At 53.9% G+C, this 12,533-nt stretch carries 11 protein-coding genes; 5 read left to right on the top strand and 6 right to left on the bottom strand.

From position 1 onward, the window contains the following. Positions 1–53 precede the first annotated feature (53 nt). Positions 54–1,157 carry a class I SAM-dependent methyltransferase gene (locus tag H6G52_RS13165; protein ID WP_190528904.1) on the bottom strand — a complete coding sequence of 368 codons (1,104 nt, stop codon included), beginning with the start codon at positions 1,155–1,157 and terminating at the stop codon, positions 54–56. 192 nt (positions 1,158–1,349) lie between these two features. On the opposite strand from H6G52_RS13165, the gene H6G52_RS13160 reads away from it, so the two are divergent. Together H6G52_RS13160 and H6G52_RS13155 are read left to right on the top strand one after the other, a co-directional pair. Then, entirely contained in the window at positions 1,350–1,514 is a 165-nt protein-coding gene (locus tag H6G52_RS13160; protein ID WP_158234473.1) for a hypothetical protein, read from the top strand. Positions 1,515–1,633: 119 nt separating this feature from the next. Further along, positions 1,634–1,837, top strand: coding sequence for a hypothetical protein (locus tag H6G52_RS13155; protein ID WP_099534076.1), 204 nt, complete (start codon positions 1,634–1,636; stop codon positions 1,835–1,837). 422 nt (positions 1,838–2,259) lie between these two features. Here H6G52_RS13155 and hemN read toward each other — a convergent pair whose 3' ends face one another. Together hemN and H6G52_RS13145 are read right to left on the bottom strand one after the other, a co-directional pair. Next, positions 2,260–3,663, bottom strand: a complete 1,404-nt coding sequence (hemN, locus tag H6G52_RS13150) for an oxygen-independent coproporphyrinogen III oxidase (protein WP_099534066.1) — start codon at positions 3,661–3,663, stop codon at positions 2,260–2,262. Between the two features lie 216 nt (positions 3,664–3,879). Continuing rightward, positions 3,880–4,656, bottom strand: coding sequence for a heme oxygenase (biliverdin-producing) (locus tag H6G52_RS13145; protein WP_190528902.1), 777 nt, complete (start codon positions 4,654–4,656; stop codon positions 3,880–3,882). Between the two features lie 295 nt (positions 4,657–4,951). Here H6G52_RS13145 and acsF point away from each other — a divergent pair, with 295 nt between their 5' ends. Then, the gene (acsF, locus tag H6G52_RS13140) at positions 4,952–6,013 is read left to right on the top strand and encodes a magnesium-protoporphyrin IX monomethyl ester (oxidative) cyclase (RefSeq protein ID WP_190528901.1); all 1,062 of its coding nucleotides are present in this window, start codon (positions 4,952–4,954) and stop codon (positions 6,011–6,013) included. Positions 6,014–6,400: 387 nt separating this feature from the next. On the opposite strand, the gene carA is transcribed toward acsF, so the two are convergent. Next, positions 6,401–7,582, bottom strand: a complete 1,182-nt coding sequence (gene carA, locus H6G52_RS13135) for a glutamine-hydrolyzing carbamoyl-phosphate synthase small subunit (protein WP_190528899.1) — start codon at positions 7,580–7,582, stop codon at positions 6,401–6,403. A 283-nt stretch (positions 7,583–7,865) separates the two neighbouring features. On the opposite strand from carA, the gene H6G52_RS13130 reads away from it, so the two are divergent. Next, entirely contained in the window at positions 7,866–8,849 is a 984-nt protein-coding gene (locus H6G52_RS13130; protein ID WP_190528897.1) for a TIGR02281 family clan AA aspartic protease, read from the top strand. A 159-nt stretch (positions 8,850–9,008) separates the two neighbouring features. Here H6G52_RS13130 and ndk read toward each other — a convergent pair whose 3' ends face one another. Then, positions 9,009–9,458 carry a nucleoside-diphosphate kinase gene (gene ndk, locus H6G52_RS13125; protein WP_099533180.1) on the bottom strand — a complete coding sequence of 150 codons (450 nt, stop codon included), beginning with the start codon at positions 9,456–9,458 and terminating at the stop codon, positions 9,009–9,011. Between the two features lie 323 nt (positions 9,459–9,781). Between ndk and speA the strand changes: the two genes are divergently transcribed. Then, on the top strand, positions 9,782–11,929 hold the full coding sequence (speA, locus tag H6G52_RS13120) for a biosynthetic arginine decarboxylase (RefSeq protein ID WP_242026374.1): 2,148 nt from the start codon (positions 9,782–9,784) through the stop codon (positions 11,927–11,929). A gap of 202 nt (positions 11,930–12,131) precedes the next feature. Here speA and H6G52_RS13115 read toward each other — a convergent pair whose 3' ends face one another. Next, positions 12,132–12,398: a hypothetical protein gene (locus H6G52_RS13115; protein ID WP_143473006.1), complete on the bottom strand. Its 267-nt coding sequence runs from the start codon at positions 12,396–12,398 to the stop codon at positions 12,132–12,134. Between the last annotated feature and the right edge of the window lie 135 nt (positions 12,399–12,533).

Genomic DNA, 12,533 nt, shown 5'->3' with positions numbered 1-12,533 from the left:
AACCGTCAGACAAGCCAGAAACGCTGAAAATCGAGCAATTTCCAACGAAAGTGCTAGGGCGTGACCCGTTCATACACCAGCCATCGCAGAGAAACTGGGGGCCGTTGTTGATCTCCTAGGGGGAAGAGTCGATCGCCTGTGGCCCAGGGATCCAACCACTCTCGGGCCGCCAAGGCTTCCGGGGGCAAGTGTTCCCGCTCATAGGCCAAGGCCGGCTCATCGGACACCACCCGCAGGGGCAACGAGGCGATCGCCCGGGTTAGCTCCGTTGGCTGCAACAGAAAACTATCAGTCACGTAGGATAGTTGCCGCGCCAGCGGCGTGGGGTCATAGCCATCGGTGGTGACAAAGCAGTCCATCACAATTTTCCCGCCGGGCCGCAACGCCGGAGTCAGCTTGGCCAACAGATGCGCCAGTTGGGCCGGATCGCTGAAATATTGCACCACACCGGTCAGAACAATCAGACCGTAGCGATCGGGCTTGGGGGTAAAGGCAGGATCACGAATATCTTGCTCAATCAGGTCGATCGCCACACCCGCATCCTTAGCCAGTTGGCGAATGGTGTCGAGCATTTCGGGGGTGAACTCGATCGCATCCACCAGGTGGCCTTGTTGGGCCAGGGCGATCGCGTTGCGCCCCGTCCCGGCTCCCACATCCAACACCGGAATTGTGGCGGCGGGGGCTTGGGCCCTGAGGGCCGCCGCCAAATCCAACACCTTGGCATCGGGATAGCGATCACTATCCTTAGGCGGGCGGTATTGCAAAAACAATTTGGCTCGATCGCTGTAAGAAATAGCCACCGGTCGAATGTCCCAAACCAGACCCCGATGGGGAGGCGGAGCTGGCGAATAGCGCACCAGCAATTGCGAATAGGGAGAAGCCGCAAACCCCTCCTCCACGTTTTGGGTCACCGTGGCTCGCACCCGCGCCATTTCCTCCGGCGAAAAGGGATAGCCCAACACGGCGGCCAACATCTCCAGCCGCCGCACATGCAAATCGATCATCCCCGGCACACAAAGCAGGGCCAGCTCCCCACGGGAGGCCTCCCAGGCGTGGGCCCCTTGCAGCAGGGCACGATCGAGCCGATCGGGATCCGTAACCACAGTCGGCTCGATCAGCCCTTCAGGAGCGCTGGTTTCTGCCGAATTCGGGAGCAAGGGTGAGTTAGGAGATGAATCAATCACGCAGCCAGATTCCAAAAATTGTGCAAACGCAACCCGTCGGTTCCCAAGGTGTCCTGATTTTCCCAACCAGATCAACAGAACTCGGCTGAATTGGGTTGCCGTAGCTGTTGAAGAACCTCGGTTGATTGCGATTGTACTGTTGATCAACCCTTGTCAGGAAAGCTGATGGGGCAATCTTTTGGCGCAATCTTGGGGGAGCGATCGGGCCAGGGCAACCGGAAAGCAATTGGCTTGCGATCGCGATCGCACCACTCACCCCCACTCGATCGCATCTCGCCTAGGGCAATTTCACAACTGGCTACGGATGGCGATCGCCGCAAAACCATCTGAAAACCACGATTCTTTAGACGAACCAGTCGCGACAATTGCTAACCCCGATGCACATGGGGTGAATTTCGCGGCTCGGTGAAATGATTTTTGGTTGCATCACACAGGTTGGAGTTGCCGTCATGACTGAAGTTCGCATGGGTAAACGCATTCAGTACACTTTGACTGAAGTGGAACGAGAAATTTTAGCCCTAGTGCAAATGCTGGCCCACAACTCCACCGCCATCAGCTCCGCCACCATTTCCGCCTGCTCTCGATACACACGCCCGGAAGTGGAACAGGCCCTGTCTAGCTTGATGGCCGCTGGCCTGATTTGTCAGCGTTAGGGATTGGGGGTTCACGGGCCTTGATTGGGCCCTGTTATTGCACCTCGGTTATTTTGCTGCCAATCATTTTGCCCCTGTGGTTCTAACCTTATTTTTGACACACCAATTATCACGAACCATGTATCACATTGCCCATTGTTTACCAATTTGAAGCTGCAACTTTTTGGCAATGAGTTTTAGGATGCAAACTTGAGTTCATGAAGATCAACTGAAGCTTACTTTCAGAACCAATGAAGATCATTCCCCGAAAATACAGCCTTTATCCAGTATGACCGGTACACCATGCCACAGATAGCTTTCAGGGCAAGTGAAGATCACTCCCTAAAATAATGTTCAACAAAAACAAGGGGCTTAAGCCCCTTATCTCTACAGCTTGGGATCACTTCAAAATAATCGCCAGGCTGATCCCCTTCATTCGTTCTCTAAACTGCCTTTGAGAAACCGTTATAGGTCTGAGCACGCAGATAGCGATCGAACACAGAAGCAATATTGCGCACCAACAGGCGACCGATCGGGGTGATGGTGATCCGGTTGGGCATCAGGGTTAACAGGCCATCGGCTTCCAGATTCCGTAAATCCAAATATTCCTGCGGAAAATGGGCTTCCAAACTGTGCTTAAAGGACAGCCCATATTTTTGGGCCAGCGCATCCCGATCAACCTGGAATTGACACATCAGTTCCATGATGATTGAACGCCGCAAAATATCATCAGCGTCTAAGGTCACCCCACGCTCGATCGGGAGCGTTTGATAGTCAATGGCTCGGTAATAATCCCGCAGACGCTTTTGATTTTGGGTATAAACATCATTCAGCATTCCGATAGAAGTCATGCCAAACCCAATCAGATCAGAATCGGGCTGTGTTGTATAGCCTTGGAAGTTGCGGTGAAGCTGGCCCTGGCGCTGGGCGATCGCCAATTCATCATCGGGTTTTGCAAAGTGATCCATGCCAATGAAGGTGTAGCCCGCTTCCGTGAGGGTGGCGATCGTCATCTGCAAAATGTCTAGTTTTTCTTCCGCCGATGGCAATGCATCGTAGGGAATCCGCCGCTGAATTGGTTTCATCCAGGGCACATAGGCAAAGTTAAACACTGCAATTCGATCGGGATTCAGGGCTAGGGTTTTATGCAGCGTTTCCCGGAAGGTGTTGAGATCCTGGAAAGGCAACCCATAAATCAAATCGACATTGATGCTTTCAAACTCAGCCGCCCGCATCCAATCCATCGCTTGAAAGAGCATTTCTTCTGGCTGGATGCGATTAATGGCTTCTTGAACAACAGGATTGAAGTCTTGAATGCCAAAGCTAATGCGATTGAAGCCGAGCGATCGCAAGGCCGAAACATAGCTTTCCGTAAGAGGACGCGGATTCACCTCGATCGACAGTTCTGCATCGTCAGTAAATTGAAAATGTTGGTGCAGAATTTTCCAGAGATGCTGCACCTGCTCGATCGATAAATAATTCGGAGTGCCACCCCCCCAATGCATCTGATTGACCAGTCGGTCATCTGATAAATACCTTGAAACTTGCTCAATGTGACGTTGCAGATAATCCAAATAGGTTTCTGTGACGGCCTTGTGTTGAGTGATGACCGTGTTGCAACCACAAAAATAGCAAGCCGATTCGCAAAAGGGGATGTGGCAATATAAGGAAAGGGGCGTTTTGCGATCGTTGCCACGCTGAATGGATTGGATCCAGTCCTGTTCTGGAAACTGAGTCGAAAGTTCTGTGGCTGGCGGATAGCTGGTATAGCGAGGTAAAGAGCAATTATATTTTTGAATCAAATCTGCATCAAAGGCCAAATTTAAAGCTTGATCTAAAACTTGCATGGGTGGAGTTCCTAGCGGGATTCAAAAACACCAAAAGGCAAAATGCGAACAGACAAAGAAAGTAGCGATCGCCCAGAAAATCAATAAATCAATTCACCGAGCGATCGCCCGAGCAATAGTTGTTGTGGGATGGACAGTTGATTGGCTGAGAATTCACCAGATTCACCAGCAATTGCGAGTGAATGGCAGATGAATGGCGAACATGGCGGGCGATCGCTAACTCACACTCACCAATTCGGTGCTGCCCTTACGAGATTGCAAAACCACTTCTTCAAAAATCGCGGGATTCACGGCCGCTTGAATCACCGGTTCCAAACTTTCTACCAACTGGCGATTCAAACTAAAGGCGAGGTTCGCCTCTTCAACGATGCCCGCCACTTGCGATTCATTCAAGGGCAGTGCGTTTAAGAGATCCCGATAGCGCATCTTGAAATCTCGTTTGGCTTCAGGTGTTGGCAATGAGTCAAATTCATGCAAACGGGTTCCCTGATCGGCTGGCAAATTCAAAGCTGATCGGGCGATCGTTCGCAGACCTTGACCACCGGACAAATCACCCAAATAGCGCACATAGGCATGGGCGATTAACCGTTCTGGCTGCTCTGAAGCCGCCCAATGAATCCGCATCAAATAGTTGAGCGTGACTGGGCTAGGGGTAATTTGGGTTGGCCAATCTTCCCCGTAATAAAAGGCAAGATCGCGGGCGAGTTGATCCCGCCGTAGCAACTCTGGAAAGTAGATTTGTCCAACGATCGGGTGATTTTTCAGGCGATCGAGTTCCGTTTCCAGGGCATCATAAACCCAATACAAATTCGCCAAAAGTTTCTGGAAAGCCTCGCGCACCACAATGCCCTTCAGAAAGCACTTCATGTAGGCCGTGTTCTCGGCGCTGGTGTGGGATTGCTGGGTTCCCTCCCGCAGGCGCGCGGCGAGCTGGTGGCCGGGGGCGAGGGGTTGGGTGTTGTGGCTCAGGTCGTGGCTCAGGTCGTGGCTCATGGTGGCCCGCTCCTAGGCTGCGTAAAATTCTGTTAACGATAAATAACCATATAGCGATTAAATGATTCAATAGTAGGAAATTCTCATAACTTAACAAACCAGCCCCCGGCAGGCGGTCATCCCCAACGATCCGGCTCATCCAGTCCCGCTAGCAAACCCAATTCCCGCCCTGTCCCATGGCTCAGTGCTGACGGTTGGGGTTCTCCGAACGCTAGCGCAGGCGCAAGTTGAGTTTTTGTTTAGTCTTCGTTCCGTTTTGGTCTAGTCCTTAATTTCTGATCTTTGATCTTTGACCATGGTTGATTCATTGGCAAAACCCGCGATCGCCAAGCAGGTCGCAATTCAAGAAAATCTCCTGACACCGCGCTTTTACACCACAAATTTTGAGGTGGCTGCGGGCTTGGACTTGTCAGCCCAAGCCACGGAACTGGAAGCGATGTTGGCGGAAATGCGCGCGGACTATAATCGCGACCACTTTGTGCGTGATCAATCGTTTAATCAGTCCTGGGATCATATTACGGGCGAGGCTCGGCAAGCGTTTATTGATTACCTGGAGCGATCGTGCGTTTCTGAGTTTTCGGGATTTTTGCTCTTTAAGGAACTGTCGCGCCGTGTGAAGCAGCGCAGCCCTTTGTTGGCGGAAATGTTCCAACTGATGGCGCGGGACGAGGCTCGCCATGCGGGATTTTTGAACAAAGCTATGGGAGACTTTGGGCGTACTCTGGATTTGGGACATTTAACCAAGAATCGTCAGTACACTTTCTTCCCGATCGAGTGGGTGATTTACACGGTTTATTTGTCTGAAAAAATTGGTTATTGGCGCTATATTCTGATTCATCGTCACCTGGCCGCCCATCCCGAAAATCAGTTTTATCCCCTGTTCAAATACTTTGAACCTTGGTGTCAGGATGAAAATCGCCATGGCGATATTTTCAAGGCCCTCCTGCGATCGCAGCCCGGCCTGTGGCAAACCTGGCAATCGCGCCTCTGGAGCCGTTTTTTCCTGCTGACGGTGTTTGCAACCCACACCTTAACGGTTCACGAGCGCGCGAATTTCTATCACACCCTTGGCATCAATCCCACGGACTTTGATGCGGAAGTGATTCGCAAAACCAACGAAACGGCGGCGCGGGCTTTCCCGTCTGTTTTAAATGTGGATCATCCAGAATTTCTCGATCGACTCCATCAATGTTCTGATCTGAATCAGCGGATGAGCGCGATCGAGAAATCGCCACAGCCCAAGTGGTTGAAATCCCTGAAGAAGCTCCCGATTCAGGTGCAAATTTTTGGGCATTTGCTGCGTCTGTTCCTGTTGCCAGGGGTGGATGCGGAAGCGCTACGGGGAACCGTTCGCTAACTGAGGTGCTAGCTGAGTTGGTAACTAGGTTGTTAACTCAGTGACCCACGCTGAATTGTCTGTAATTGAGTGCTTTCCTCGTCCGGTGACGCGATCGATTCTGATGCTTGATGGTTAGTTCTAAATTTAGTGCTAAATCATGAAGCATGAGGGCGATCGTTAACTGGTCAAGTTCTCTAAATCTTTGGTGGAATTTTGGTGGTTGAGGGGCTTCGGCCCCTTTTTTTATGGAAGAATTTGAAATTTCTGCACGAGAATAGTAAATAAAACAATCAATTTAGGGCGCACATCGGTGCGCCCCTACCTTAGATTTGTTTAGATTTGTTGGGTTAACGTGCTTGAGTTCCTGTTGATTGGGATTGATTGCCCAAACACGATCCCAGTTGCCTAGGCCGTGACAGCCGATCGATTGCGGCGGGCATCTTGCATCGATCGCACGAATTTTTCAAACAAATAATCGGCATCGTGGGGGCCGGGGCTGGCTTCTGGGTGATATTGCACCGAAAACAGCGGCAGTTGGCGGTGGCGCAACCCTGCGATCGTTCGATCGTTCAGGTTCAAATGCGTCACTTCCACCTCTCCTTCCGTCAGAGAACCGTCGGAAATGGCGAAACTGTGGTTTTGGCTGGTGATTTCCACCTGCTGCCCCGCAAAGCCAGCCGGCTGGTTCAGGCCGCGGTGGCCAAACTTGAGCTTGAAGGTTTCGGCTCCCAGGGCCAAGCCCAAAATTTGGTGACCCATGCAAATGCCAAACATGGGCTTGTTGGCATTCACCAGTTGTTGCACGGTTTCAATGCCCTCGGTGACAGCGGACGGATCGCCGGGGCCGTTCGAGAGGAAAATCCCATCGGGATTGAATCCCAAGATGGTGTCGATCGGGGTGCTGGCGGGCACAACAATGATGCGGCAGCCAAAGCTCGCCAACCGGCGCAGAATATTCCGCTTCACGCCAAAGTCCAGCGCCACCACCGTCAACGGCTGATCACCCGTGGTGGCCTTGGCCGCCTCCGTCGCCGGGTTAAATTCCCATTCCGGTTGGGTTCCTTCCGTCCACTCGTAAACTTCTGCCGTGGTGACTTCCTTCACCAGGTTCAAGCCCGCCATGCTCGGGGTTTGTTGCACCAACCGCAGCAAATCCGCCGGATCCAGGATTTCCGTGGAAATTGCCCCGTTCATGGCCCCCACGGCCCGAATTTTGCGGACGATCGCCCGAGTATCAACCCCGTAGATGCCTGGAATATCATGGCGGCCCATGTAGTCGGGCAGGGCCTCGGTCGATCGCCAGTTGCTCGGCCGGCGAGACACGTTGCGGGCGATCGCCCCGCACACGTAGGGGCGATCGGACTCTTCATCTTCCGGGTTGATGCCAACGTTGCCCAGCTCCGGATAGGTGAACAGCACAATCTGGCCGCAATAGCTCGGATCGGTCAGCACCTCCTGATAGCCAGTCATGCCGGTGTTAAAGACGACTTCGCCAACGGTTGTGCCGGTGGCTCCGAAGCTGCGACCCAAATAGGCGCTGCCATCGGCCAAGACTAAAAGCGCTGGGCGATCGGAAGTTGAAGACATGGTGAGCAATGCCTGTGCAGCAGTCGATGAAGTGAGCATAAAATCAAGTCTATATAGAATCATTTCTGGCCCGCGAGTGCTATCAAATTCGACAGTTTTCTATAGGATTTTGGGAAACCTAGGAAAAAACATTGGGGCAAGGTCGGTTTCAGGGGTTGTCGCCTGTTCGATCAACTTCGATCGATCAAGATGCCAAGGGCTGATTTTCCCGACCCATCCCCCAAATTAAGGGGCTTCTTTACAGTCAACGTTGCAGTTAACCTTCAAGCCAAAAATCAAAGCCATGTGGAAGCAACTGTGGGCAACCTGGATTGGGCTAGGGGCGATCGCCCTGGCCGGTTGTGAGGCGCTGCCCCTTGGCTCTGCCCCCGCCCCCGCGCCCGTCGAAACCAACGAAAGCGCCCCCGTCCCGATCGCCGCCAAGCCCCAAGCCCCCACCGCACCCACCCCGTCGATCGACGGAGCCGCCACCTTCCAAAAAGCCCTGGACTTGGGCTATGGCGCAGCGAAGCTCACCCAATCGGCCTACATTCCAGCGGATTGGCAATATGTCATGTCCCGTTGGCAAGAGGCGATCGTGGTGCTGCAATCAGTTCCGCCCCAAAGTGCCCAACATGCCCAAGCCCAAGCCAAAATCCAGGAATACCGCAGCAACTTGGCCTATGCTCGGGAGCGATCGCGCCAGCCGATCGCTCAACCCCCCGCCACCATTGCCGCCCAACCCCTGAGCGCCCCCGCCAGCAACACCACCCCAGACAGCAACGGCGGAACCCAGCCCGGAGCCGCCGCCACCCCCATTCCCGCCAGCAGCCCCAGCGGCAACCCGGACACCAGCTCCAACCTGCCCGCTCCGGAAACCGGCAGCGACAGCCCAAACAGCACCGCCGCCAGTTCCGGGCCCGTCATCGCCACCATCCCCATCATCCGGCGGGTCAGTGGCATTCCCGTCATTGAAGTGACCTTCAACGGGCGCAAATTTCCCATGATGTTGGACACCGGAGCCAGCGCCACCGTGATCACCAGCAAAATGCTGTCAACCCTCGGCATTCGGCCCCACGACAAAATCTTGGTTTCCACCCCGAGCGATCGCCGCGTCACCATGGACTTGGCCCGCGTTGACACCGTGCAAGTGGAAGGCCTGTCGGTCAGCAACCTAGAAGTGGGCGTTGCGCCGGCCTTGGAAATTGGGCTATTGGGTCAAAACTTTTTCGGTGGCTATGACCTGATCATTCGGGGCAATCAAATCGAGTTCCACAGTCGCGGCTAAAAGACCCCAAAAGCAGCAAAGACAAGGGGCTGAAGCCCCTTGCCCAGGATCATGGGGTTGAGCAGATTCACATATCTCAGCCCCAACGAATCAAGTTTTCATGAATCGAATTTGAGGACGCGCCCCAATCTCGCGAGTGGCGAGGGTTAGTCAACGATCCTATTCGTACAGCCACTTGCTGATCGTCGGAGACCAGTTGGCCAGCTCCTCATCCTTGAACCACAAGGCGATTTCACGTTGGGCCGTTTCCACTGCGTCGGAACCATGGATCAGGTTGCGGCCAATGTTGACCCCGAAGTCACCCCGGATCGTGCCTGGATTGGCGGTCAGGGGGTTGGTGGCCCCAATGATTTGGCGGGCCGATGCCACCACGCCGTCACCTTCCCACACCATCGCCACCACGGGGCCGGAGGTGATGAATTCCACCAAACCAGCAAAGAAGGGGCGCTCGCGGTGTACCGAGTAGTGCTCTTCGGCTAGCTCGCGGCTCACGTTCAGCAGCTTGAGACCCACGAGGGTGAAGCCTTTGACTTCAAAACGCTTGATGATTTCACCAATCAGACCGCGCTGCACGCCATCGGGTTTGATGGCAATAAACGTACGTTCCACGACTTGCACTCCTCAAGAAAGGGAAAAATAATAGGGGCGGGAAATTTTTGCCCTTCTAATAGTGCAAAAAAATGGGCCAGTTTGGTCAGGATCGATCGCCGGGACTGTCGATTAGGGCTTCACGGTTGACTTCACCGGTCGCGATCGGGATGCGGGAGGATAACCAAAAGTTAATCAAATCCTTACCCCGTCAGGATTGCCGCCCTTTTGATTGGAATTAGGATACACTGAGAAGCTGGTTTATCTTAGTCCGGTTCTTGCCGGTCAATATCAATCAAGCAGACCCGCTGCTAGCTGGACTGTCGTCTGGAGGTTGACGAAAAATGGGGATCGATTTGACGGTCGAGACTGCCACGGCGGAATCGACGATCGCCCAGGCCGAAAGTCCAATGGTGGACGGGTCGGTTACTGCAAAGGCAGCGGAAGCAACAGCCCGCAGTGACCGGGGCGGACGACGCAAGCGCGGAATGCGGGCCGATGCACGCACGGCAATTCAGGGTTTAACGGAATTGGCACAAAAAACAAATAGCGTGACCGGGGAACGTCCCTGGACAATCGAGAACAGCGAAGCCACCTATCGCATTCGGGCATGGGGTGAGCCGTATTTTTCGATTAATGCAGCGGGTCACGTGACGGTTTCGCCAAAAGCGGAGCGCGGCGGGGCGATCGACCTGCATGAACTCGTTGAAGCGCTCAAGCAGCGAAATTTGGGTCTGCCTCTGTTGATTCGGTTCACGGATATTTTGGCCGATCGCATTGAACGGCTCACGGCGGTTTTTGCTAAGGCGATCGCCAAGTACAAATATGCCGGGGGCTATAAGGGTGTGTTCCCCGTCAAGTGCAACCAGCAGCGCCACTTGATTGAAGACCTGGTGGAATTTGGCCAGCCCTATCAATTTGGCCTGGAGGCTGGGTCAAAGCCAGAATTGATGATCGCCCTGGCGATGTTGACCACCCCGGGAGCCATGCTGATTTGCAATGGCTACAAGGATCGGGAATATATCGAAACGGCGATCTTGGCCCAGCGCTTGGGCAAAACGCCCGTGATTGTGCTGGAGCAGGTGGAAGAGGTGAAACTTGCCATCTCCGCTAGTCAACGGTTAGGCATCAAGCCAATTTTGGGTGTCCGGGCCAAGCTGAATGCCAAGGGCGTAGGCCGCTGGGGAGATTCGGCGGGCGATCGGGCAAAATTTGGCCTGACGATTCCGGAAATTCTGGGCGCGGTGGATCAACTGCGCCAAGCGGATATGCTCGACTGTTTGCAGTTGCTGCATTTCCACATCGGGTCTCAGATCTCCTCAATCAGTGTGATTAAGGATGCGATCCGCGAAGCCAGCCAGATTTATGTGGAGCTGCATGAACTGGGCGCGGGGATGCAATACCTGGATGTGGGAGGCGGCTTGGGAATCGACTATGACGGTTCCAAGACGAATTTCCACGCTTCCACCAATTACACGCTGCAAAATTACGCCGATGACATCGTGGCGGCGGTGAATGATACCTGTTCGTCGCGAGGGGTGAAGGTTCCCACCCTGATTAGCGAGAGCGGGCGGGCGGTGGCTTCGCACCAGTCGGTGTTGGTGTTTGATGTGTTGAGTGTGAGCCAAATGGCTTTCACGGAGCCGCAGCCGTCGGAACCGGAAGACCATGCAGCCCTCAAGAGCCTTTACGAAACCTATTCGTTGATCGATCGGGACAACTATCAAGAGATGTTCCACGATGCAACGCAAACCCGGGATGAGGCCTTGAGTCTGTTTAGTTTTGGTTATTTGAGCCTGACCGATCGCGCCAAAATTGAGCGGTTGTATTGGGCTTGCTGCACCAAGATTCGGGAAATTGTCCGCAAGGAAGATTACGTGCCCGATGATTTGGAGTACCTAGAACAGATGATGTCGTCGATCTACTACATCAATATGTCGGTGTTCCAGTCGGCCCCGGATACTTGGGCGATCGGGCAACTTTTCCCGATCGCGCCGATCCACCGCCTCGATGAAGAACCCACCGAGCGGGGAATTTTGGCCGATCTCACCTGCGACAGCGACGGCAAAATCGACCAATTCATCGATTTGCGCGACGTGAAAAACGTGTTGGAACTGCACGCCCTGAAGCCGGTTGATCCCAGCCAACAGGAGGCCTATGGCGATCGGGAATATGAACCCTACTACCTCGGCATGTTCCTGAACGGCGCTTATCAGGAAATTATGGGCAGCCTGCACAATCTGTTTGGCGACACCAACACGGTTCATATCCACCTCACCCCCAAGGGCTACCGGATTGAGCATGTGGTGAAGGGCGACACTATGAAGGAAGCCCTCAGCTACGTGCAATACGAGTCGGATGATTTGGTGGAAAGTATTCGTCGCCAGGCAGAGCAAGCCATGCAGGAAAAACACATTTCCTTGCGCGAGTCGCAACTGCTGCTACAAAACTATGAGCGCAGCCTTCAGGGTTATACCTACCTCGCGCCTTAGGCTGATCAGCGTTCGCAGGGGTGGCCTTGCCGGGAGCTGACCTCGATCGGGTGTTGGCTTTCCGGCTCATGCCCTGTGCGTGCCCCTGGTTCGCGTGAGTCAGGACGGTGCTGATCAAACCAAACAGTGGCCAAGCGGCTTGTCCTGCTGCTTGGCCACTGCTCTGTTCGGAAATTTCAGCCGGAAATCTTGGCCGAAGTTGCTAGGCCGCTTCGCAGACGATCGGGCCCATTTGCGATCGAGCAATCACCATTTCGCCATGGCCAGGAATCCACACCGTCCAGGCTTCATCCTCATGCTCACAAAGCAACAGCGCCCGATCGTGGCAAGCATCATTGGGCAACCAGAGCAGATCAACCCAGCAGCGCTCCTGAGGGCGGGCAAGGTTGGCCGCGGCCGTCCAGGTTGTGGGGCTGTAGGAACGGGTGACGCGATCGCTCAGTTGCATGGCCTCAACTCCTTTGGACATCAACGCCCAGCTTAAAAGACCAGTCTTTTTCTGTATCTAATTCTGTATCTAAAGCTACGGAATGATCATCAAGCCTGTCAATCTTCCGTTGAAGAACGTTACAGATTCACGCACGATCGCCTGTTTTCCTGTCGA

The sequence above is a fragment of the Limnothrix sp. FACHB-881 genome (genome assembly GCF_014698135.1).
Taxonomy (GTDB): Bacteria; Cyanobacteriota; Cyanobacteriia; order CACIAM-69d; family CACIAM-69d; genus CACIAM-69d.
The sequence above is the reverse complement of the archived record's forward strand: the minus strand, read 5'-3'. Positions and strand labels throughout refer to the sequence as shown.